Source organism: Exiguobacterium sp. s56 (genome assembly GCF_018618255.1).
GTDB classification, from domain to species: domain Bacteria; phylum Bacillota; class Bacilli; order Exiguobacteriales; family Exiguobacteriaceae; genus Exiguobacterium; species Exiguobacterium chiriqhucha.
Window position 1 is genome coordinate 450,512 of record NZ_JACSLR010000001.1, and the last position, 21,430, is coordinate 471,941.

The following is a 21,430-nucleotide window of genomic DNA, read 5'->3' on the forward strand; positions in this document are numbered from 1 at the left end:
AAAAAGGAACGAAGCCATTATCGGCTTCGTTCCTTTTGATTAACGGTTGACTGAGGCTGCCATGCGGATATACGTATGGCGCCGTCCTCGAATGGCAATCGATAACGCCTGGATATTCTCCGGTGTGGCGATTCCGGACAAGCCGGCGTCGCCGATATGGAAGATGTCCGTCCCACCCCGCTTCGAGGACAAGGCGATGTCACGGATTGTCGCTTCATCGGACCCTTCCTGTGACGTACCGATGGCGGCGACGACGAGTTTATCCAACGCCTGAATCTCGCGCGTGACTTCATAGAATTCGTCTTCGCGGACGCCTGGGACCGTCCCAGGCGCAGGAATCAAGATGATGTCGGCCCCGGCCTCAGCGAAGCGGACATAGGCCTCTTGGTCGAGTACTCGGCCGACGCCGGCTTGATGCATCTTCCCGGCGATGATGACGCCAGCGAACTCTTGGCGGGCGTTGATGATGGCTTGCTCGATCGCCTCGTTCGTCACCCCGGTGTTCGGGTTGCCGGTCAAACAGATAAAATCGATCCCGAGCTCGGACGCTCTCGCGAACGCCTCCCGTGTCGCGAGACGTCCTTGTTTCACGTCATACATGTCCTCTGACTTTTCGGAGAAGTCGACCGGTTCGAGGTTGACCCCGATCGGCAAACCGACGAGCCGCTTCAATTCCATAATCGGATTGTCAGACATCGTCTCACCGGGTACGTTCCCGAACAAGGCGTGGCTTTCGAGACCTTTTATGTACGGATGGAATACGTCGAGCATATTCAATAGAATCATATCGGCCCCGAACGCTCGAGCGAGTTCGGCGTTCGTCACTTCTGGATAGAGCGGCTGCACGGTCGGGATGACCTCGGCGAGTACGGTCCGCCCCTCGGCTTTCCGAATCGATCCAATCAAATCCGAGCGGTTGAACGTCAAGAAATCACTGGCTCTGCAATCAAGAATTCGTTTCATCTGTCTATTCCTCCTCTAGTTCGTCATGTTCCTATTCCCCGTTTGGTCAGAAATTCCTCTATACTAAAAAAAGAAAAGGGGGAGAAGCAGATGACAGAAAAAGAAAAGATGATTCGGGGCGAACTTTACATGGCAGGGGATGAGGAGCTCGTCGCCGATCGGCGTCAGGCACGGCGTTTGACGGAACGATTCAATCGTTCCGGCATCGACGAAATCGACGACCGAAAAGCCGTGTTAGCGGAGCTGTTCGGCTCGACCAGGGGTTCGTTTTATCTGGAGCCGACGTTCAAATGCGACTACGGCTATAACATTCATCTCGGAGAACGGTTCTTCGCCAACTTTGATTGCGTATTCCTCGACATCTGTCCGATCACATTCGGTGACGATTGCATGCTCGGTCCGGGTGTGCACGTCTATACGGCGACGCATCCGCTCGACCCGACTGAACGGATTTCAGGTCTTGAATACGGGAAGCCGGTCACGGTCGGACATCGGGTATGGATTGGCGGTGGTGCCATCTTGAATCCAGGGGTGACGGTCGGGGACGATGCCGTCATCGCCTCTGGCGCCATTGTGACGAAAGATGTGCCAGCTCGTGCCGTCGTCGGGGGTAATCCGGCAAAAGTCATCAAACTCATCCCATGACAAAAACGCTCAGACTGGAAACAGTCGGAGCGTTTTTGGTTAATTCGTCGTTTGAGTTGCGTAAATGCTGAGCGCCTCGTGTGCCAGGGCAAGGGCTTGTTCATTGCCGAGCGTGATGCGAATCCCGTTCGGTTGTTTCGATGTGTGAACTCCATACGCGGCGAGGTGGGCCCAAACGGCCTCCGGCTCATCGAGCGTGACGTAAATGAAGTTTGCCTCGGCGGGATGGACGTGGCCGATCGTGGCGAACAAGTCGGTCCACTGTCCGCGCATGTCGGCGTGCCATACGATGGCCTCGTCGAGATACGTAGCATCTTGTAAAAAGATGTTGGCGATTTTCGCGCTGACGCCGCTAATGTTGAACGGCGGGACGAATTGACGGAAGTAAGCGGCGAGTTCGGTCGTCGTGACCATGAAACCGAGGCGGACGTTGGCTAAGCCAAACGCCTTCGATAACGTCCGCAGTACAATCACGTTCGTGAATGAATCAAGGTGGGCCACCATGCTCGACGTCGGTGTGAAGTCGATATAGGCTTCGTCGACGATCAAGTACGGCACGAGTCCCGCGAGTTCGGCCAATTCAGCGACGCTCCACAATTTACCGGTCGGATTGTTTGGATTCGACAACAGCAACAGCTTCGGTTCGTGTTGCGTAATCGCCTGGACGAGTGCGTCATAAGAAAGGTCATCGGCTTGCACGTGCCGGCCATGGGCGATTGTCGTGAAAATTGGATAGAGTGCGAAATCCGGACTCGGTGACAAGACGACGTCTTCCGGTGCCAACAGCGCCTGGGTGACGACATGAATCATCTCGTCACTCCCGCAACCGACGAGCAGCTGATTCGGGTCAACACCGGCGTAGGCCGCATAACGGGTGAACAACTCGTCAATCGGTTGGACCGGATACTCATGCAAGTCTTGGAACGAGATTGTCGCAAGTTGGTCATACAACCGGGACGGCACCGGGAACTGGCTCTCGTTTTGATTCAAACGGTACCCTTCTGGATAGGTGACTGGATAAATCGGTAGCGAGACTTGTCTCATTCCGTCGGCTCCATCGAGAACCATTTCTTGGCGAGTTTGTCGATTTCACCTGAGTCGATCATCTTGTTCAACTCCTCGTTGAACTGATCGCGAAGGTCATCCTCCAATTTAAAGGCGGCGGCAGAACCTTTCTCGCCATCTTCTTTCAAGGCGAACGTGTACAGTCCGGCATCTTGATCCAAGTATTTTTGGGCGACCGTGTCCTCGATGACCATCGCGTCAATCCGACCCGTATTCAACTCTTGAACGATTTCTGGAATCTTGTTCAATGAGACGAGCTCTGCATCCGGAGCTTGGTCTTTGGCGATGTTCTCTTGAATCGATGCCGTTTGGACGCCGATTTTCTTGCCGGCGAGCGCTTCAATCGACTCGAGTGACTCATCTTTCGTCATGACTAGGTTCGTCGCCGACAAATAGATGTCCGAGAAGGCGGCATTTTCTTTCCGCTCTTCGGTCGGCGTCATACCGGCCATGACGAAGTCGACACGTCCGGCGTTGAGTGCCCCGAGCAGGCTACCGAAGTCCATGTCCTCAATTTTAAGTTCGTAGCCGAGGCGTTCCGTAACCGTTTCGGCAATCTCGATATCGAATCCGACAATCTCGTCTCCGTTCGCCGTATCGACAAACTCATACGGGAAGTAATCGGCGCTCGTTCCCATGACGAGTGTTTTTTTCTCTTCGCCCGTCGTCTCTTGGCTACATCCTGCTAGTAATGCACTTGCCACTAATCCCCCTGTAATGACCCACTTTTTCATGTATGAATTCCTCCTTCAAGATATGAGACTAAGTGTATATGTATGATTATTAATTGTAAAGCATAAAAATACAAAAACGATTAAAAAAATACATCCAGGAAAAAGTCACAGGATGCATCAGATGGTCAATCAATCGCTTGGAGATAGGCGATGACGTCAGGCAAGTACGTCTCGAGAGGGCGATTCGTATCAATTGTAAGCGTATGCATATTTGGTGGTTTTTTACTGCTGGCGACGGTCCGATCAAAATTCTCTGGTGAGACGCTTCTGATTTGACTGAGCTTTCGGTCGCGCTCGCGCAACCGCCGATTGATTACATCGACGTCGTCGACGAGGCACTCGATGTAACGATACGTGGCTCCGCTATTTGCTGTAATCGTCAGGCCGCGTTCAATCATCACGTCATATAGACAAGGGCTATCTAAAATAACGTTCCGTCCTAAAGACAACTGGAACTCGACGAGCGACCAATCGAGATCATAAGCGATTTTTCCGGCCAGCGCAGCATCAAGCGGGTGTTGTGAAGTCGATTCGAGCAGTACCGTCTTCGTGACATCGTGATCGACGATGACCGCATCCAGTCGTCGAGCGATTTCCCGAGACAGCGTCGATTTGCCTGATCCGGGGAAACCGGACATTTGCAGAAAGAACATGGGCTACCCTCACGTTTCGTTTGATTTCCCACGGCTGAATCCGGCGAACAACCGGCCGCCGAACGGGGAGAGCGTCTCATCGACGTAACGGATGAGCGCGTCGGTTTCGTTCGTTTGATAATACGCCTCAAGGGCGTCAGTGAGTTGACGTGCGGCTGACGCATCAAATTGTTCAAGCGAACGATACGTCCATTTCGATGAACCAATCCATTTTTTGTTCGTACGCAATATGAACTCAGCCGTGAGCTCACCGATTTTTGCGGCGATGAACAGTCCTTCCGAGCGACGGGTACATCCAATCAAGTCATCGAGTGCATCGGTCAGAAAGTATCGTTTCAACTCAATCGTCTCGTCCGACCAAGCCTCCGGCCCGCTGTCGAGCAACGCTCTCGCTTCACGTTTGATGTCTTCGACGATGTCTGTGTCCTTCAAGACGATGCCTTCGGTGACCATTCTTGGTAACGATGGAATGGCACGCTGGCAATCCTGTTCGAAGAACGTACGATACGACGTCAAGTTATGGGCGAATAGTTCGATGGGCCATCCGGACTCGATGAACGATTCCCGATAAGACGAGACGAGGGTGTCGTCGAAGATGATGATGTCTAAATCCGACGTTGCGGTCGCCTCACCACGGACGACGCTCCCGGCGAGCAGTGCGGCCTGACAGTGGGGGAAATGTGTGGAAATAAAGTTATTCGCCGCTTCGAGTGGTTTAATTTTAGAAGGCATCATGGACTCCTTTCAAATTGATGTGATTGACGCGTTGAATCTGAATGCTTGCTTCTTCTGCTGGCCCCGTCAGCATTGGCACATCATGAGAACGTTTCCGTCCGGGTCTTTGAAATTGAACCAATGATTGTGTTCAATCGGGGTTACAATGTCAATTTGTCGTTGCACCAAATGCGTATACGCTTGGTGGATATCCAACGTGTTCAAATGGAAAAGTGGCGTCTGGATGATGTTCGCTTCGGACCATATTTTACTATCGAGTACGAGATTTGGTCCGTTTAATGGTACGACATAGAGATGACCGAACAGGATGTCTCCGTCTGCCGATAAATCAAACAGCTGACAATACCAATCCCGGGACGTCGCAACGTCTCGGACGGGAATAAAGACGGTCCCGATTTCTGCGAGAATTGGATTCATGTATTCGCCTCCAGTTGATTCGCTACGAAACGACGGACTTCGGCCTGTGAACGCAGGATAATGATGTCTTTTTCGGGTTCAAGTTTGTGTAAACGCTGTAAAATCGCTGGTCGCTGCGACTTCGGATAATCCCACACCCACTTCAAAAATTTCAAATCAAACCGTTCTTCACAACCAGGCCCCATGTCCGGACGTGTCTTGCCTCGATAGAACAGCATGCGCTTCAAAACGCGATATGTACAAACAGTCCTCGGCAAGTCGAGAAATACAATCGTGTCGGCAGCGTGAAGACGCAAGTCGAGCGTGCCGCCGTAATTGCCGTCGATGATCCACGATTCGCGTTCAATTAATGCTGACTGCGTGGTAATTTGTTCGTGCCGTGTGGCGGGTGTCCAATTTGCTTTCCATAGTAAGGCGTCTAAGTGATGGACATCGATGCCGAGTAGGCTTCCCAACACGCGGGCGAGCGTCGATTTGCCCGAACCGCCAGAGCCGATGAGAATTATTTTTTGCATAGGAAATTACCTCTCGTATTTTGAATGTCATGATTCTAGGATACGCCATTTTTCAATGACACCGTCCTCTTCGTATAGGACGCGTACTTCCATCTGGTTCAGTACGAGCCGTTGCTCGCTGGCGAAGAGCACAATCGGATAACCGATCGACAGCGGTTCGTCCGCTTCAAAGACGGGGCTGTGCGCCTGCATGGCATAATAGCCGTCCGAGCGTGTGTTGGCCGCCCCAGCATCGACTTGAATCACCGTATCGAACCCCTGAAGTCGCAACACGTAACTATAAGTCGTGCGCGCCCCGCGTTCGAGCCGCCACTCCTCGATAATCGCCTCGCGGCCGTCGTTCGCTTCCTCGAGTAACACTTTTTGTGCCGTGTACTCGCGTTCATACGGAATCATCTCTTGAATGTTGACAGCCGTCATGGTGGCGACTTTTTGTGATTCTTCTGATGGAGGTGTAATCAAAATACCGATAAAAATCAAGATTGGAATGAGCAGATAAATGATGACCCGACTTCGCATATGGTTTCACCTGTCCTTTATCGATTTTTTCGCCATCTACCCGCAGAACCCTGCCTGACCGGTGAAATATGTCTACGGAACACGTTGAAATGTCTCGGATTTCGGGAAGCCATGTATGATGAAGGCAGGAGGGGATTAACATGCGAATCGGGATTATCGGTGGAGGAGTTGCCGGATTGACGACGGGTGCGTTAGCGAGCCGAATCGGCCATGACGTGACCGTATACGAGTCGTCACGAGAATGGGGTGGTTGTGCCGGGAAATTCGAACGGGGGGACTATCGGTTCCCGGCCGGGGCGACGCTCGGGATGGGATTTGAACCGGGCGGCCTGCATGAGCGAGTCTTGTCCTACTTAGGTGAAACGATTGACGTTCGCCCGTTAACCGAGGTGATGCAGATTCATCTCGACGGACAGACTGTCCATTATCTTCAAGACCGGGATCTGTTTTTAGCAGAACTTGAGTCGATATTTCCAGAGCTCGCTCCGCGAATTCGTGCTTTTTTGAATGAAGTGTGGACCGATTTCGAGACGATCTATCCTTTGTTTGAGACGCTACCGGCGTTGCCGTTTCGAACGATTCGTGACGCATCGATTGCGATACGAGCGTTTCGACCGGCACAGCTCCGGTCGTTCCGGAAGCTGTATCGACCACTCGGTACAACGTTAAAACGGCATCGATTGAACGGGACTGCGTTCGAGCGGGTTATCGACGGGATTTTGCTCGATAGCTTGCAGACTGGTGCCCGCGAAGCGAGCCATTTGCTCGCGGCCGTCGCTTTATCCATTTACCATGAGGGAGCATATTACGTCGATGGGGGATTGTACACACTCGCCCACGCGTTGGAGCGGTCGATTCGAAGAGACGATGGAAAAACGATTCTCGGACGACAAATTGTTAAAATCGAGCGGCTTGCTGACGGCTGGTTGTTGACCGATCGCCGGGGCCGGCTCGACCTCGTCGATGTCGTCGTGTCGGCCATCCCGCTCGAGGCGACCGCTCAGTTGGTCACGGGACAAGCGGCTCGACAGTTCCATAGACAGTACGGCCGTCAACTAGAACGGTCGCAATGGGGGACGTTCAGTCTTTACGTCACGTTACCGGAAGCGGTGTGCACGGGACGTCCGCTCTTCCAACAAGTATATAGTGATGATTTGCCGTCAGGTCACGCCTTCATTTCGATGTCAGATGCGGACGATACGCGCCGAACCGAACGGCCGGAACGAACGTTGACCGTCTCGACCCATATCGATTTGTCGGAGTGGCAGGCTTGGAAAGACAAGGAGACGTATGAGAAACTAGAGACAGAATGGACCGAGCGCCTCGTCAAGGCAGTGCGACGGGCGTTCCCGAGTTGGACCGGCACATCGTCGGTGTTGCTTCCGGGCGGACCGGGGGCATGGGTGAAATATACGAAACGTCCGCACGGTGCGGTCGGTGGATATGCCCAAACACCGCAACAAGCGTTATTCCATGCGGCGAGCTATCGGACGAACCTTCCGAATTTTTACGTTTGCGGCGACACGGTGTTTCCAGGTGCCGGGACGATTGGGGCGATGACGAGCGGGCTCCACGTCGCCCGAGCGCTCGGTTCGAAGTTATGAGGGGGACAAGTTGATATGCAGAAAAAACGGTTTGACGAATTGACGACGAGAGAGCTCTATGAGTTATTGGCGCTCCGTACCGAAATCTTTGTCGTGGAACAAGATTGCCCGTACCAAGAAGTCGATGGGAAAGATGTGACGGCGGTCCATTACTGGATTGAGGCAGACGGTCGCCCGATTGCGGCGTTACGTGTCCTCGAGGATGAATCGCCAATCGCCATCGGTCGTGTCGTCACAAAATCGACGCATCGGGGACAAGGCCATTCGCGGCGCTTGATGCAAGAAGCCGTGGCAGACTTTGGGGATCGCGATTTGTATTTGCAAGCGCAAACGTACGTGGAGCCGTTCTATGCAAGTTTTGGGTTCACACGAACGAGCGAGGAGTACTTAGAGGATGGGATTCCCCACGTCGATATGGTTCGGACGGCGACCATCTCGAAGTGAATCGATGCGGTACCGTTTGCCATAAGTTCGTGGTAGAATGATGAGGAATACTTGCGTGCGTCAAGACGTGCGTTCAATCATAGAGAGCAAAGGGGTTTACGATGGTGACTGATCAAACTGTGATTCAAAAAGCGAGAGAATTAGCCGACTTATTGGCGAGCACGCCGGAAGTGGCCCGCTTCAAAGAAGCGGAAACGAAAGTGAACGAAAGTGAGCGCGTTCAAACGTTGATTAAGCGTATCAAATACTTACAAAAAGAAGCCGTCAACTGCAAGCACTACGGGAAGACGGAAGCACTCGCCAAAGTCGAGCTAAAAATCGACAAGGCGATGGACGAACTCGATTCGATTCCGGTCGTCCAGGCGTTCCAAGAGACGCAAGTCGAAGTGAACGATTTGCTTCAATACGTGACGGTCACACTCGCCAACTCGGTGACAGATCGCATTATCGAGTCGACGGACGGTGACGTTCTCGCCGGTAAAACAGGAAGCGGCATGGCAGCGGAAAAATCACGCGGCGGCTGCGGATACTAACAAACAGACAGCTGGCCTTTGGTCAGCTGTTCTAATTTCTAGAGGTGAACACGAATGGAAACGATACATCAAACCCCGATGATGAAACAATACTTTTCAATCAAGGCCGATTATCCAGACGCCTTTCTCTTCTACCGGCTCGGTGACTTTTACGAGCTGTTTTTTGAAGATGCTCAAATCGTCGCCAAAGAGCTCGAATTGACATTGACTGCGAAAAACGGAAAAAACGCCGAGCACCCGATTCCGATGTGCGGGGTCCCGCATCATTCCGCTGCCATCTATATCGAGCAACTCATTGAAAAAGGGTTCAACGTGGCGATTTGTGAGCAGATGGAAGATCCAAAAGCGACGAAAGGACTCGTCAAACGTGAAGTCATTCAAGTCATCACGCCGGGTACATATATGGCCGCGCTCGGTGAGAAAGAGAACCGGTATTTACTTTCGGTCGTGAACGTCGCAGGCCGGTTTGGGATCGCCCGCGGCGATGTGACGACAGGTGAATCTTGGTTGACGACCTTACCGTCGCGTGAGGCCGTCCTACGCGAAGTCGAAGGGTTGGTCCCGAGTGAAATCATCGTTGATGACGCCGAGTTGGCAGACCATCTCTCATCACTCGGCATTCCGCTGTCGGTGCAGACAGAGCGATTGGCGAGCTCGTTGTCGAGCGGTGCCCGCGACGAGGCGCAAGTTAGTGCGTTCGAACTCCTTTTCGCCTACTTGACGCGGACGCAAAAACGCGCCCTCGATCACCTGCAGCCCGCTGTCGCCTATGAGGTTGAGGCCCATATGCAACTCGATGCGAATACGGCCCGCAACTTGGAGCTGTTCCGTTCGGCCCGGTCCGGGGAACGGAAAGGATCACTTCTCGCCCTGCTCGATGAGACGACGACAGCGATGGGGGGACGACTATTGAAACGTTGGCTCGAACAGCCGCTCTATAGGGAACAGGCGATTCGTGATCGCCAAGATGCCGTCGAAAATTTAGTCGATGATTTCATGCTCCGCGATCAATTACGTGAGCAATTACGTCACGTCTACGATATCGAACGGCTCGTCGCGAAAGTCGGTTACGGGACGGCCAACGCACGTGACCTTGTCCAGTTGCGGAACACGCTTGAACGCATCCCAGCGGTACGAGAGTTACTTGCGAATGTCACGGCAACACGATTGCATCACATCGATGCGACGCTCGACACGTTCGACGCGCTATCGGAACGACTTCAGGCGGCGCTCGTCGAGACACCACCCATCTCGATTAAAGAAGGCGGCATGATTCGTTCAGGCTATTCGGCCGAACTTGATGAACTGCTCGAGGCGAAAGCGAACGGGAAGACGTGGATTGCCAATCTCGAGCAACAAGAGCGGCTCGCGACCGGCATCAAGTCGCTGAAAATCGGCTATAACCGTGTCTTTGGCTATTATTTGGAAGTGACGAAAGCGAATGCGCGCTTACTCGAAGAGGGGCGGTACGAACGGAAACAGACACTTACGAACGCCGAACGCTATGTCACGCCTGAGTTAAAAGAAAAAGAAGCGCTCATCCTCGGTGCCGAGGAGAAGAGCTGTACGCTTGAATATGACTTATTCGTCACGTTACGTGAAGAAGTCAAACAAGAGACGAAACCGCTCCAACAACTGGCCCGCTCATTAAGTGAACTAGACGTCCTGCTCGCGCTCGCCATTGTCGCCGAAAAACGGGACTATGTCCGGCCGACGACGTCAAACAATGTTCAAATCGATCGTGGGCGCCATCCGGTCATCGAAACGGTATTACCTCGTGGTGAATATGTGGCCAACGACTTGACGCTCGATGACACGCGGCGCATGCTCTTGATCACCGGACCGAACATGTCCGGTAAATCGACGTATATGCGTCAGTTCGCACTGATTGCCATCCTGCATCAAATCGGTTCATTCGTGCCGGCCGAAGCGGCCGAACTTCCTTTGTTCGATCGCATCTTTACTCGCATCGGGGCAGCCGACGATTTGGTGAGCGGACAGTCGACGTTCATGGTCGAAATGACGGAGACACATCAGGCGGTGACGGAATCAACAGCACATAGTCTCATCCTCCTCGATGAGATTGGACGAGGAACCTCGACGTATGACGGTATGGCGCTCGCGCAGGCCATCGTCGAATATATCGCGGCCACCATCGGCGCGAAAACATTGTTTTCGACCCATTACCACGAGTTGACCGTGCTCGAAGACACAATTCCAGCCCTTGAGAACGTGCACGTCCGTGCCATTGAACGGGACGGACGTGTCGTCTTCCTGCATGAAGTTCATCCGGGACGGGCCGACAAATCGTACGGGATTCACGTCGCCGAACTCGCTGATTTGCCGCCTGATTTGATTGAACGGGCGCGAACGATTTTGTCTGAGCTCGAGACAGAACCGAAACCGGCACGGGCAGCTGTAGAACAGCCGGCTCCGGCTGAACCTGTGTCCCAACTGTCACTATTTGAGGCGGAAGACGACATCAAACGACAACTGCTCGACCTCGATTTGCTGGCGATGAACCCAATTGAGGCGATGCAGGCGCTCTATGCGCTCCAACAATCCGCGAAGAAGGAGTGAGTCAATGGGAATCATTCAAGAGTTACCGGAACAACTGGCCAACCGAATCGCTGCCGGGGAAGTCGTCGAACGCCCAGCCTCGGTCGTGAAAGAGCTCGTCGAGAATGCGATTGACGCCGGAGCCACGAAAATCGAAGTCGATTTGGAGGAAGCCGGGATACGTCTCATTAAAGTCCGGGATAACGGGCATGGGTTTTATGAAGAGGACGCCCCGCGAGCTTTTTTACGTCATGCGACGAGCAAAATCCGGGACGAGCACGATTTGTTCCGGATTCGCACACTCGGCTTCCGTGGGGAGGCCCTCGCCTCGATCGCCTCAGTGAGTCATGTGACATTGAAGTCACGCCGAACTGAGGAGGACGGATTTGAGATGACGCTCCAAGGGGGTGTCGTTACGGCGCAAACACCGGCCGCCGCAAACGTCGGAACAGAGATAGCGGTCAGTCAAGTGTTCTACAATACACCGGCCCGCCTCAAATACTTGAAGACGTCGGCGACCGAACTCGCGAGCATCACCGATACGTTGAACCGGATCGCCTTGTCCCACCCGGAAGTTCGCCTCACGGCGTTCCATGAAGACAAGGAACTCCTGCGGACGAGTGGGAATGGCGACATCAAGCAAGTCATGCTCGCCATTTATGGGCGTCAAGTTGCAGCGCAAATCGTCACCGCGTCGAGCAAGACGAACGACTATAGTTTGAGCGCCCATCTCGTCCGGCCTGAAGTGACGCGTTCGAACAAGCAGTACGTGACGCTCATCTTGAACGGTCGGAGCATCAAGAACTTTGCGTTGACCCAAAGTGTACTCGAGGGCTACCATACGTTACTCCCGATTGGTCGTTATCCGATTGCCATCCTCGAAGTGAACATGGACCCGATGTTGATTGACGTCAACGTCCATCCGACAAAACGGGAGGTCCGACTCTCGAAAGAGAAAGAGCTGTGCCAGTTGATTCGCGAGACGGTCCAACTGACACTCCGGGAACAGCGTTTAATCCCGTCGGTCAAACCGAAAGAGCGACCGGTCAATCGGACCGAACAAGAGCGACTTGATTTCACGGTCGAACGGACACCTGTCACGGATGAACCGCCGACGTGGAACTATCCGATTCCACGTGAGCCTGTCACGTCACCGAGTCGATGGTCACCGACCCCGCTCGTCAATGAAGCGCCTGCACCGACCGACCCGATTGTCGAATCAGAAGCAATTGAGACGAAAGGAGAGCGGTTGCCGCCGCTCGACGTCATCGGCCAATTGCATGCGAGCTATATCGTCTGCGGCGCCGAGGACGGCATGTATGTCATCGACCAACACGCGGCTCAGGAACGGATCAAATACGAATTGTTTTATGAGCAACTCGGGAATCCAGACAAAGAGTATCAATTGTTGCTGCTCCCGCTCACACTCGAGTTCACGCAAGAAGAGACGCTCGCGATTGAAGAAGTCGCTCCGCTCTTGAAAGAAGCGGGGCTCGATTTGGAGCCGTTCGGTGGCAACACGTTCCTCATCCGAGAGATTCCGACGTGGTACCCGCAGCATGATTTGGAAGGGACGGTCCGCGATTTGATTGAGATGGCGATTCGGGACCGCTCTGTCAATCTCGCCAAATATCGGGAAGACGCGTCAATCTTGATGGCGTGCAAGCGGGCGATTAAAGCGAACCATCCATTGAACCATGAGATGATGCGGCAATTGCTGCATGACCTCAATCAGACGACGTCCCCGTATACGTGTCCGCACGGGCGACCGATCTTGGTGAAATGGAGTACGTACGAACTTGAGAAGTTGTTCAAACGGGTTATGTGACACGCTTGTAATCTTTTTTTAACCGGCTGTAACGTTTATGTCCTGGTGCCTATGGGAACAATATACACATGTCACTCAACGCATCGAGGTTGAGAGGTGGCTTTTTCACTGCCTCACCCTCAAGATGTAGACATGATCGATAAACCAGTAGGGGGAAAAGATTATGGCAGACACGCTTAAAGTAACGAAACGAGAATTACGACCACGTTCGGTCCGCGCAAACTTGCGTAAAGAAGGTAAAGTACTAGGTGTCGTCTACGGCTATAAAGTCGAGAGCACACCAGTAGCATTCGAGGAGATGGCACTTCGCAAAATTCTCCGCGACCACGGTGACAACGCGCTAATCGAGTTGAACATCGACGGCAAGAAAGTAAACACGCTCGTTCACGGGACTGAAGTTGACCCGTTCACGAACGAATACAAGCACGTCGAGTTCATGGCCGTGAAGATGGACGAAGCGACGGAAGTCGAAGCGGACGTCACACTCGTCGGTGACGCGAAAGGTGTCAAAGAAGGCGGCTTCTTGGCGCAAACGCTCTATAAAGTTACGGTATCGGCGACACCGGCTAACATTCCGGAACGCATTGAACTCGATGTTTCTGAACTCGGTATCGGTGACTCGGTCACGGTAGCTGACATTCCAGAGAACAAAGACTATGACATCGTATCAGATGGCGAGCTTCAAATCGCATCTGTGAACGAGCCGGTCTCTCTTGAAGAGCTCGAGGCTGACACAGACACAACGACAGAAAGTGAAGCCGAAGCAACTGAAGAAGAGTCGGCTGAGGCATCATCTGAAGAGTCTGAAGAGAAGTCTGCAGACAAAGAATAAGCTGTATCGAACGACCCTTTGCGAAGGGTCGTTTTTTTCGTCACAAATCCGACAAATGTAAACGATTACGATGTGAAAAATGTGTCAACAAGGTCCAAGGTCGATTGCAATTTATTGGATTCGGGCTTATATTGTTAATGATTTCACATGTTCGTTCTTATTATATGGGTTCATTCAAACAGAAAGAAGGGTTTGTGACATGGCATCAATGGAAATCCATGCACTCGAATCATTACGGAAAAAAGCTCAGGCATCTTCGCAAATGATTCATTATCGGCCAATGGAATACTTTTTACGGGCAATGCTCGCGGGGATCTTTATCGGATTCGCTTCAATCTTCACACTTAAAGTTGTCAACGGGATGTACTTGATCGATTCGCCGTTCACGACACTCATCGGTGGGTTCTCATTCGGGATCGCGCTTGTCATGATCATCTACGGCGGAGCCGAACTGTTCACGGGGAACACAATGTATTTCACGACCTCGACGTTACGCGGCTATACGACGCTCAGTGACACGATGCTCGTCTGGTTACTTTGTTTCGTCGGGAACGCGCTCGGTGGCGTCTTGTTCGCCTTGTTGCTCGCCCCGACCGGCGTCATCCAAGAACTCGGGATGGACAACTGGCTGTTCGCGGTCGTCGAGAGCAAGATGCATCATACGACGGTCGAGATTTTCTTCCGTGCCATCTTCTGTAACTGGATGGTCTGTCTCGCGATTTTCTTACCAAAACAGATGAAAAATGAGTTCGCTCAAATCTTCTCGATGATTTTCCTCGTCGCCGTCTTCTTCGCGTCAGGATTTGATCACGTCATCGCCAACTTCGTCTTGTTTGCGCTCACGCTCGTCGTTCCACATCCTGAGGCGATTAGCTTTGCCGGCGCCATCCACAACTTGATTCCGGCCACGTTCGGTAACATCATCGGCGGCGCCTTGTTCATGGGTGCGATCTATACGTGGTTGAACGCGAAAGGCTTGCGCGAAGCCCAAGAGTCAGAGGAAAAAGAAGAAGTTGAATTAAAAATCGTGAAACCGGCTAAAGAATTATAAGTTGGGTCACTTGAAGAACGGTCGAGTCCAGATGCGGGCTCGGCTGTTTTTGCGTTTATATCACAACCAACGCTCACAATTTAGACTCCACATCTCCATGCTCAAACATGACATAATCTATATATGGAATTGAATCGAGTTATGAACTCGATTCATATCAATATATAGTGAGGTGATGCGGAGTGAACATGCTCCAGCTTTATGAAGATGTCTGTGTTCTCCCAGATCAAGATCTCGTACAAGAGAACGCCAACGTCGACGGGAAATCACCACTTGGCAAACTGGCACGATTATCCTCGGAAGTATCGAAACAGCTGTCGACAATGTACTTGTTGTCAGAGCGGACACGTCAGGCCGTCGCAGACAACTTTTTGTACATCCATGATGCCGACTATTACGTGACGGGATCGACGACGTGTTGTCAAATCCCGCTCGGCGAGTTGCTGACGAACGGATTTCATACCGGACACGGAACGATTCGACCACCCCAGGACATCCGTTCGGCGATGGCACTCGCTTCGATCATTCTTCAAGCGAATCAGAATATGCAACACGGGGGTCAAGCGTTCCCGATGTTCGATGTCGATTTAGCGCCATACGTCGAAAAGACGTATGAACGTCAACTCGAGCGGCTCAAGAAGCTTCCGGTCGAATGGTCGACCGAGCAACTTCTCGAAGTCGCTGAGACCGAGACAATCACAGCGACGTATCAAGCGTGTGAGGCGTTCATTCATAACGCCAATTCGATGCATTCGCGAGGAGGCGGCCAAGTGCCATTCGTCTCCATCAACTATGGGACCGACACAAGCCGTTGGGGTCGAATTTTCATCCGCGAGTTGTTGCATGCGACCGAACGAGGGCTCGGCAACGGGGAGACGCCAATTTTCCCGATTCAAATCTTTAAAGTAAAAGAGGGCGTCAACTTTCATGAAACCGATCCGAACGTCGACTTGTTCCAACTCGCCTGTCGCGTAACGGGCAAGCGTCTATTCCCGAACTTCTCGTTCGTCGATGCCCCGTTCAACTTGCAATATTATGATGGGAGCCATGACTCAGAAGTCGCTTATATGGGGTGTCGGACACGAGTGATGGGGAATCGTCATGGCGCCGAGACGTCGATCGGACGAGGCAATTTATCGTTCTCGACCTTGAACTTGGTCAAGATGGCGCTCGTCGCTTCGGACATCCATACATTTTATGAGACGCTCGACGCCTACGTCGACGTCGCCATCGATCAATTGCTCGAACGGTACGACTATCAAGCGAAGCGTCATGCCGACGAATTCCGCTTCCTTTACGCTCAACACGTCTGGAGGGGCAGCGAGAGACTTCAGGCGGAAGAAGAGCTACGGGATGTACTGAAGCAAGGGACGTTGTCCGTCGGTTTCATCGGTCTCGCCGAAGCGCTACGCGTGCTCACAGGCGGCACGCATGCCGATTCACGGGAAGCGGAACGTCTCGGACTCGATATCGTCACTCATTTACGTGATCGGATGAGACAGGCGGCAGAGCAGCACGATTTAAACTTTTCACTCTTGGCCACGCCGGCCGAAGGATTGTCTGGGAAGTTCGTATTGAAGGATCAGCAGGCGTTCGGGATGATTGAGGGTGTTACCGACCGCGCCTTTTATACGAACTCGTTTCATGTGCCGGTGTACCAGTCAGTGTCGATTCGTGACAAGATTCGGTTGGAGGCACCGTACCATGCGCTCTGTGACGCGGGTCATATCACTTATGTCGAAGTCGACGGGTCGCTCGCCCATAACCCGGAAGCGGTCGAAGCGATTGTCCGGCTCATGCGAACCGAAAACGTCGGCTACGGATCGATTAATCATCCCGTCGACCGGTGCGGTAACTGCGGCCTCGAGGGAACGATCGATGCCGCGTGCCCGACGTGTGGCGAGGAAGAGCAGATTGAACGGATTCGTCGCATCACCGGCTATCTGGTCGGCACGATGGACCGATGGAATTCGGCGAAACGAGAAGAAGAAAGAGCGAGGGTGAAGCATCATGCGCGTCCTATCCGTACTTGACGAATCGGTTGTCGACGGTCCAGGCATTCGCACGGTCATCTTTACGGCGGGATGCCCTCATCGCTGTCTTGGATGTCACAATCCGGAATCATGGAACCCGCGAGGTGGGGAAGACGTACCAGTCGAGGACCTGCTCACCCGAATCGAACAATCCGGGTGGGACGGTGTCACCGTTTCGGGCGGAGAGCCGTTCCTGCAACCGGAAGCACTGGCCCGGCTCGTCGACGGGTGCAAGACGCTTCAGAAAAACGTGTGGGTGTATACAGGCTATACGTTCGAACAGTTACAAGGTATGGACGATGAGTACGTCACAAGTGTGCTCGATCGTGCCGATGTCCTTGTCGACGGTCGTTTCGAACAGCCGCTCATGGACCGGTCGCTCCGATTTCGGGGGTCGAGCAATCAGCGAATTATTTTCTTGAACAAAGCGTAATCGGGACCGTCGCGTCCCGATTTTTTGTATACTAGCAAAAAAGGGGGAATTTTGATGAAATGGTGTAGTTTTCAAGTTGAAGGAGAACAAAGGGTCGGTGTCGTGGCAGGGGAGTTTGTCTATGACGTCAGTGACCAATTACATACGACTTCATTGTTAGAGGTCATCGCGCGAGAGTTTGAACCGGATGTCGATTTGGACGTCGCACCTCGGACCGCATTGACCGACGTCACGCTCGTCGCGCCATACCGACCACTCAAAAACGTGATCTGTATCGGCAAGAACTATGAAGAGCATGTGAAAGAGATGGATACGGCGGGAGCCGGCAAACTCGTCATCTTCACGAAAGCACCGACTTCGGTCGTTGGACCAGGGGCTGTCGTCGAACGTCATCCTAAACTGACCGACCAACTCGATTACGAAGGCGAGCTCGCCGTCATTATCGGGAAATCAGGACGGGACATCGACGACGTCGACGCCCATATTTTCGGATATACGATTCTGAACGATATCACGGCCCGGGACGTTCAAAAACAGCACGTCCAATTTTTCCGCGGTAAATCCTTCGACACGTTCTGTCCGCTCGGACCGTATATCGTCACACCGGATGAGCTCTCGTTTCCACTTGCGATTCAAACGGTCGTGAACGGTGAGACACGCCAAAACGGGTCGACAGCAGACATGATTCGTCCAATTGAAGAGTTGATTCGGACGTTGTCGAAAGGGATGACGCTAGAAGCTGGTGATATCATCGCCACCGGTACGCCGGCGGGGGTCGGCCATGGGATGAAACCGCCCGTCTATCTCCAATCCGGGGACACAATCGAAGTGAGCATCACGGGACTCGGGACGTTAAAAAACGTTATCGTCTGACCCAATTGACGCAAATTGTGAAGAATCTTGTAATCGATGTCTCATTTCCGCACAACGATGACTATGCCTCTTATACTAAGGGTAGAACAAAAGAGGAAACATCATATAGGAGATGATTACACATGGAACGCAACGATCGTCCAACAGAATCAAATGAACCAAATCGCCGCGAGGATTGGCTCGACACCGAGCTTGGCTCGTCCGAACAACGACAAGAGCCGTCGCGCGCAACACAACCGGCCCGACCTTCATTCGTCGGTCGGATGTTCCCTGGGTTTGTCGGTGGGGTAATCGGTGCTGTCTTGACTGGGGCCATCGCCTTCCCGTTCATCGATCAAGTCCCAACGAACGTGTCTGATACGAACGTGACGTCGGAAGGGTCACCGGTCCAGACGACATCGACGACGGCGGACAGCTCGGTCACCGATGCGGTCGCGACCGCACAACCTGCCGTCGTGACGGTAAACAATTTCGCTTCGAACGGATTATCGAATGAATCGGTCGAAGCTGGTGTCGGCTCGGGTGTCATCTATAAGAAAGACGGTGACTCGGCTTACATCGTCACGAACCATCACGTCGTCAACGGTGCTGACCGTTTGACTGTGACATTCAATGACGGATCGACAGCGGACGCCAAGTTGATGGGCAGTGACGCCACGTACGACTTGGCGGTGCTCGAAGTCGATGCGGACAAAGTCTCATCCGTCATCACGATCGGGAAGTCGAGTGAACTGAAGCCTGGACAGACTGTCATAGCGATCGGCAATCCGCTTGGCCAGTTTGAGAACTCGGTGACGCGCGGGGTCGTCTCGTCGACGTCCCGTCTCGTGCCGGTCGATACGGATGAGAACGGACAAGCCGATTTCAATGCCGAGGTCATCCAGACGGATGCTGCCATCAACCCGGGTAACTCCGGTGGTGCCTTGATTAACGAATCGGGCCAATTGATCGGAATCAACTCGATGAAAATTGCGACCGATTCGGTGGAAGGGGTCGGCTTCTCGATTCCAGTCGATATCGCTTTGCCGCTCATCAATCAAATCGAGCAGACGGGCGAAGTGAATCATCCGTCGCTTGGTGTGTCGCTCCGAGACGTGTCTGAGTTCCCACCAGGGTACTTGACCGAGCAAATCAATCTGCCGGAGTCGGTGACGGCCGGTACGATTATCGTCGAAGTGCAGGCGAATAGCTCGGCCGCACGGGCCGGACTCGAAGCACGCGACGTCATCGTGAAAATTAACGATCAAGCCGTCTCGTCGTTCATCGACCTTCGGAGTGAATTGATTCGCGATACGGACGGAACGGTCACAATCGAATACGTTCGTGACGGCAAGACCGATACGGTCGATGTCGAGATTCAAAATGCGAATGGGGATGCATTGTAAAGATGGGCACGTAGCCCATCTTTTTTGTTATGCTTAGAAAAAAGGAGGGGATTCCATTGATTCGCACACTGTATGGGGTTTTATTTTTAGGGGCCGGCATCATGCACTTCGTCCAAGAACGGGCATTCATGTCGATTATCCCGAAATCATGGCCGTTCAAACGGTTCATGGTCCAAGCGAGCGGTGTCATCGAAGTCGTCTATGGCGCGCTGTTGCTCACGAACAAAGGGACGCGATTTGTGAAGAGCACCTTACCCGCATTTTTGATCGCCGTCTTCCCGGCCAATATCAATATGGCACTCAAACCATCGAAACTCGGTAAGATGCCGCTTCCGAAATGGGTGACGTGGGCCCGATTGCCGTTGCAATGGGTATTGATTAAAGGGGTCAAAAAAATATAAGTACATATGGGGGATCGATCATGACGAACGTATTGAACTGGTTTGAGCATTTTCATGCCCATCCCGAAGTGAGCTGGAAAGAATTCGAGACGACGAAGACGATTGCCGACATCTTGACGTCATGGCAAGTCCGTCACGAAACGTTTGCCGACGTCACCGGCATCATCGCCGAGATTGGTGAGGGACACGATGTCATCGCTGTCCGAGCCGACATCGACGCGTTATGGCAACAAGTTGACGGGACGTTCCAAGCCAATCATTCATGTGGCCATGATGCCAATATCAGCATGGTGCTCGGTGCACTTGATGAGTTGCGACACGAACACTTGCCGAAACGGGTCCGGTTTATTTTCCAACCGGCCGAAGAACAAGGGAACGGGTCGCTCGCGATGATTCGACACGGGGCGTTAAAAGACGTTAGTCAGCTGTACGGCATTCATTTGCGTCCGCTCGAGGAACTGCAACGCGGTCAATATGCGGCTGCGATTCAACACGGGGCCGCGTTCTTCTTGAAAGGCAGGATCAGCGGGGACGATGCTCATGGCGCGCGGCCGCATCAAGGTCAGAACGCGTTAGACGTCATCTTCACGATTCAACAGATGCTTAAGAGTATCTATTTGTCACCGTTTGAGCCGCATTCGGTCAAACTGACGGGTGTACAAGCTGGGAGTGAGAATTTGAACATCATTCCGGGCAATGCGACATTCTCGATTGACGTCCGGGCCCAACAGAACAAGGAACTGCTTGAGCTGCGCGACCGCGTCGAGACGATGTTGCACCAGATTGCAGTCCTACATGGAGTGACGATCGACTGGGAGTGGCAAGATTTCACACCAGGCGCCTTGATTGGCGAGCGTTCGAGCCGACATGCGGCTGAAGCGATTAGTAAGCGGTTCGGGGATGATGCGCTCGTCGATCGCATCATCACGTCAGGTAGCGATGATTTTCATTTTTATACGGTCGAACAGCCGGGACTTGATGCGACGATGATTGGAATCGGGGCCAACTTGACGCCAGGGCTTCACCATCCACAGATGACGTTCGATCGTGACGTATTACCGGAAGCGGCCGCCCTGCTCGCCGATACGTTGCGACGGGCCGTACACGCTACATGATTGACGAAATGAACGAGGCGATTGCGCTTCCGTTCATTTTTTTATTGCCTTCCTCGAATGTAAGCGTTATCATCATCTTATTAGCGACAATAT

22 protein-coding genes are annotated in these 21,430 nt (G+C 52.9%); 14 read left to right on the forward strand and 8 right to left on the reverse strand.

Annotation, left to right across the window (positions count from 1 at the left end):
- Positions 1 to 39: 39 nt before the first annotated feature.
- Positions 40 to 963, reverse strand: a complete 924-nt coding sequence (locus KNP71_RS02355; RefSeq protein WP_058763459.1) for a DUF7916 family protein — start codon at positions 961 to 963, stop codon at positions 40 to 42.
- A gap of 90 nt (positions 964 to 1,053) precedes the next feature.
- Between KNP71_RS02355 and KNP71_RS02360 the strand changes: the two genes are divergently transcribed.
- Positions 1,054 to 1,608 (forward strand): maltose acetyltransferase domain-containing protein, encoded by a 555-nt coding sequence (locus tag KNP71_RS02360; RefSeq protein ID WP_214829894.1) that lies wholly within the window; start codon positions 1,054 to 1,056, stop codon positions 1,606 to 1,608.
- A gap of 39 nt (positions 1,609 to 1,647) precedes the next feature.
- Here the strand turns inward: KNP71_RS02360 and KNP71_RS02365 are convergent, their stop codons facing one another.
- The 7 genes from KNP71_RS02365 to KNP71_RS02395 all read right to left on the reverse strand — a co-directional run bounded on the left by KNP71_RS02365 (position 1,648) and on the right by KNP71_RS02395 (position 6,246).
- Positions 1,648 to 2,652 carry a pyridoxal phosphate-dependent aminotransferase gene (locus KNP71_RS02365; protein WP_214829896.1) on the reverse strand — a complete coding sequence of 335 codons (1,005 nt, stop codon included), beginning with the start codon at positions 2,650 to 2,652 and terminating at the stop codon, positions 1,648 to 1,650.
- The gene (locus tag KNP71_RS02370; protein WP_021067270.1) at positions 2,649 to 3,407 is read right to left on the reverse strand and encodes a transporter substrate-binding domain-containing protein; all 759 of its coding nucleotides are present in this window, start codon (positions 3,405 to 3,407) and stop codon (positions 2,649 to 2,651) included. Before KNP71_RS02370 ends, KNP71_RS02365 begins: the two co-directional genes overlap by 4 nt.
- Before the next feature lie 125 nt (positions 3,408 to 3,532).
- Positions 3,533 to 4,060 carry a P-loop nucleotide/nucleoside kinase family protein gene (locus tag KNP71_RS02375; protein ID WP_214829898.1) on the reverse strand — a complete coding sequence of 176 codons (528 nt, stop codon included), beginning with the start codon at positions 4,058 to 4,060 and terminating at the stop codon, positions 3,533 to 3,535.
- Positions 4,061 to 4,069: 9 nt separating this feature from the next.
- Positions 4,070 to 4,792: a nucleotidyltransferase domain-containing protein gene (locus KNP71_RS02380; RefSeq protein ID WP_214829900.1), complete on the reverse strand. Its 723-nt coding sequence runs from the start codon at positions 4,790 to 4,792 to the stop codon at positions 4,070 to 4,072.
- Positions 4,793 to 4,861: 69 nt separating this feature from the next.
- Positions 4,862 to 5,212: a VOC family protein gene (locus tag KNP71_RS02385; protein ID WP_214829901.1), complete on the reverse strand. Its 351-nt coding sequence runs from the start codon at positions 5,210 to 5,212 to the stop codon at positions 4,862 to 4,864.
- Positions 5,209 to 5,727, reverse strand: a complete 519-nt coding sequence (locus tag KNP71_RS02390; protein ID WP_214829902.1) for a DNA topology modulation protein — start codon at positions 5,725 to 5,727, stop codon at positions 5,209 to 5,211. The genes KNP71_RS02385 and KNP71_RS02390 overlap by 4 nt, the downstream gene beginning before the upstream one ends.
- A gap of 27 nt (positions 5,728 to 5,754) precedes the next feature.
- Positions 5,755 to 6,246, reverse strand: a complete 492-nt coding sequence (locus KNP71_RS02395; RefSeq protein WP_214829903.1) for a hypothetical protein — start codon at positions 6,244 to 6,246, stop codon at positions 5,755 to 5,757.
- A 140-nt stretch (positions 6,247 to 6,386) separates the two neighbouring features.
- On the opposite strand from KNP71_RS02395, the gene KNP71_RS02400 reads away from it, so the two are divergent.
- The 13 genes from KNP71_RS02400 (at position 6,387) to KNP71_RS02460 (ending at position 21,337) form a co-directional block, all read left to right on the forward strand.
- Positions 6,387 to 7,850, forward strand: a complete 1,464-nt coding sequence (locus KNP71_RS02400) for a phytoene desaturase family protein (protein WP_214829904.1) — start codon at positions 6,387 to 6,389, stop codon at positions 7,848 to 7,850.
- Between the two features lie 15 nt (positions 7,851 to 7,865).
- On the forward strand, positions 7,866 to 8,294 hold the full coding sequence (locus KNP71_RS02405; protein ID WP_021067280.1) for a GNAT family N-acetyltransferase: 429 nt from the start codon (positions 7,866 to 7,868) through the stop codon (positions 8,292 to 8,294).
- Between the two features lie 101 nt (positions 8,295 to 8,395).
- The gene (locus KNP71_RS02410; RefSeq protein ID WP_021067281.1) at positions 8,396 to 8,827 is read left to right on the forward strand and encodes a YlbF/YmcA family competence regulator; all 432 of its coding nucleotides are present in this window, start codon (positions 8,396 to 8,398) and stop codon (positions 8,825 to 8,827) included.
- A 54-nt stretch (positions 8,828 to 8,881) separates the two neighbouring features.
- Positions 8,882 to 11,407: a DNA mismatch repair protein MutS gene (mutS, locus tag KNP71_RS02415; protein ID WP_214829905.1), complete on the forward strand. Its 2,526-nt coding sequence runs from the start codon at positions 8,882 to 8,884 to the stop codon at positions 11,405 to 11,407.
- A 4-nt stretch (positions 11,408 to 11,411) separates the two neighbouring features.
- Positions 11,412 to 13,214, forward strand: coding sequence for a DNA mismatch repair endonuclease MutL (mutL, locus tag KNP71_RS02420; RefSeq protein WP_214829906.1), 1,803 nt, complete (start codon positions 11,412 to 11,414; stop codon positions 13,212 to 13,214).
- Between the two features lie 163 nt (positions 13,215 to 13,377).
- On the forward strand, positions 13,378 to 14,046 hold the full coding sequence (locus tag KNP71_RS02425) for a 50S ribosomal protein L25/general stress protein Ctc (RefSeq protein ID WP_021067284.1): 669 nt from the start codon (positions 13,378 to 13,380) through the stop codon (positions 14,044 to 14,046).
- Positions 14,047 to 14,254: 208 nt separating this feature from the next.
- Positions 14,255 to 15,097: a formate/nitrite transporter family protein gene (locus tag KNP71_RS02430; RefSeq protein ID WP_029595608.1), complete on the forward strand. Its 843-nt coding sequence runs from the start codon at positions 14,255 to 14,257 to the stop codon at positions 15,095 to 15,097.
- 188 nt (positions 15,098 to 15,285) lie between these two features.
- Positions 15,286 to 17,130, forward strand: a complete 1,845-nt coding sequence (locus tag KNP71_RS02435) for an anaerobic ribonucleoside triphosphate reductase (protein WP_214829908.1) — start codon at positions 15,286 to 15,288, stop codon at positions 17,128 to 17,130.
- Complete coding sequence (gene nrdG / locus KNP71_RS02440) at positions 17,108 to 17,563, forward strand: anaerobic ribonucleoside-triphosphate reductase activating protein (RefSeq protein ID WP_214829910.1); 456 nt, start codon at positions 17,108 to 17,110, stop codon at positions 17,561 to 17,563. The genes KNP71_RS02435 and nrdG overlap by 23 nt, the downstream gene beginning before the upstream one ends.
- Before the next feature lie 54 nt (positions 17,564 to 17,617).
- On the forward strand, positions 17,618 to 18,436 hold the full coding sequence (locus KNP71_RS02445) for a fumarylacetoacetate hydrolase family protein (RefSeq protein ID WP_214829913.1): 819 nt from the start codon (positions 17,618 to 17,620) through the stop codon (positions 18,434 to 18,436).
- Between the two features lie 122 nt (positions 18,437 to 18,558).
- Positions 18,559 to 19,821, forward strand: a complete 1,263-nt coding sequence (locus KNP71_RS02450; RefSeq protein ID WP_021067289.1) for a S1C family serine protease — start codon at positions 18,559 to 18,561, stop codon at positions 19,819 to 19,821.
- Positions 19,822 to 19,877: 56 nt separating this feature from the next.
- The gene (locus KNP71_RS02455) at positions 19,878 to 20,222 is read left to right on the forward strand and encodes a DoxX family protein (protein ID WP_021067290.1); all 345 of its coding nucleotides are present in this window, start codon (positions 19,878 to 19,880) and stop codon (positions 20,220 to 20,222) included.
- Between the two features lie 20 nt (positions 20,223 to 20,242).
- On the forward strand, positions 20,243 to 21,337 hold the full coding sequence (locus tag KNP71_RS02460; protein ID WP_214829916.1) for an amidohydrolase: 1,095 nt from the start codon (positions 20,243 to 20,245) through the stop codon (positions 21,335 to 21,337).
- Positions 21,338 to 21,430: the final 93 nt, after the last annotated feature.

What these genes read in the sequence shown, in the direction of transcription:
- KNP71_RS02355 (WP_058763459.1), bottom strand. Translation starts at nt 963, where the DNA reads ATGAAACGAATTCTTGATTGCAGAGCCAGTGATTTCTTGACGTTCAAC.
- KNP71_RS02360 (WP_214829894.1), top strand. Translation starts at nt 1,054, where the DNA reads ATGACAGAAAAAGAAAAGATGATTCGGGGCGAACTTTACATGGCAGGG.
- KNP71_RS02365 (WP_214829896.1), bottom strand. Translation starts at nt 2,652, where the DNA reads ATGAGACAAGTCTCGCTACCGATTTATCCAGTCACCTATCCAGAAGGG.
- KNP71_RS02370 (WP_021067270.1), bottom strand. Translation starts at nt 3,407, where the DNA reads ATGAAAAAGTGGGTCATTACAGGGGGATTAGTGGCAAGTGCATTACTA.
- KNP71_RS02375 (WP_214829898.1), bottom strand. Translation starts at nt 4,060, where the DNA reads ATGTTCTTTCTGCAAATGTCCGGTTTCCCCGGATCAGGCAAATCGACG.
- KNP71_RS02380 (WP_214829900.1), bottom strand. Translation starts at nt 4,792, where the DNA reads ATGCCTTCTAAAATTAAACCACTCGAAGCGGCGAATAACTTTATTTCC.
- KNP71_RS02385 (WP_214829901.1), bottom strand. Translation starts at nt 5,212, where the DNA reads ATGAATCCAATTCTCGCAGAAATCGGGACCGTCTTTATTCCCGTCCGA.
- KNP71_RS02390 (WP_214829902.1), bottom strand. Translation starts at nt 5,727, where the DNA reads ATGCAAAAAATAATTCTCATCGGCTCTGGCGGTTCGGGCAAATCGACG.
- KNP71_RS02395 (WP_214829903.1), bottom strand. Translation starts at nt 6,246, where the DNA reads ATGCGAAGTCGGGTCATCATTTATCTGCTCATTCCAATCTTGATTTTT.
- KNP71_RS02400 (WP_214829904.1), top strand. Translation starts at nt 6,387, where the DNA reads ATGCGAATCGGGATTATCGGTGGAGGAGTTGCCGGATTGACGACGGGT.
- KNP71_RS02405 (WP_021067280.1), top strand. Translation starts at nt 7,866, where the DNA reads ATGCAGAAAAAACGGTTTGACGAATTGACGACGAGAGAGCTCTATGAG.
- KNP71_RS02410 (WP_021067281.1), top strand. Translation starts at nt 8,396, where the DNA reads ATGGTGACTGATCAAACTGTGATTCAAAAAGCGAGAGAATTAGCCGAC.
- mutS (WP_214829905.1), top strand. Translation starts at nt 8,882, where the DNA reads ATGGAAACGATACATCAAACCCCGATGATGAAACAATACTTTTCAATC.
- mutL (WP_214829906.1), top strand. Translation starts at nt 11,412, where the DNA reads ATGGGAATCATTCAAGAGTTACCGGAACAACTGGCCAACCGAATCGCT.
- KNP71_RS02425 (WP_021067284.1), top strand. Translation starts at nt 13,378, where the DNA reads ATGGCAGACACGCTTAAAGTAACGAAACGAGAATTACGACCACGTTCG.
- KNP71_RS02430 (WP_029595608.1), top strand. Translation starts at nt 14,255, where the DNA reads ATGGAAATCCATGCACTCGAATCATTACGGAAAAAAGCTCAGGCATCT.
- KNP71_RS02435 (WP_214829908.1), top strand. Translation starts at nt 15,286, where the DNA reads ATGCTCCAGCTTTATGAAGATGTCTGTGTTCTCCCAGATCAAGATCTC.
- nrdG (WP_214829910.1), top strand. Translation starts at nt 17,108, where the DNA reads ATGCGCGTCCTATCCGTACTTGACGAATCGGTTGTCGACGGTCCAGGC.
- KNP71_RS02445 (WP_214829913.1), top strand. Translation starts at nt 17,618, where the DNA reads ATGAAATGGTGTAGTTTTCAAGTTGAAGGAGAACAAAGGGTCGGTGTC.
- KNP71_RS02450 (WP_021067289.1), top strand. Translation starts at nt 18,559, where the DNA reads ATGGAACGCAACGATCGTCCAACAGAATCAAATGAACCAAATCGCCGC.
- KNP71_RS02460 (WP_214829916.1), top strand. Translation starts at nt 20,243, where the DNA reads ATGACGAACGTATTGAACTGGTTTGAGCATTTTCATGCCCATCCCGAA.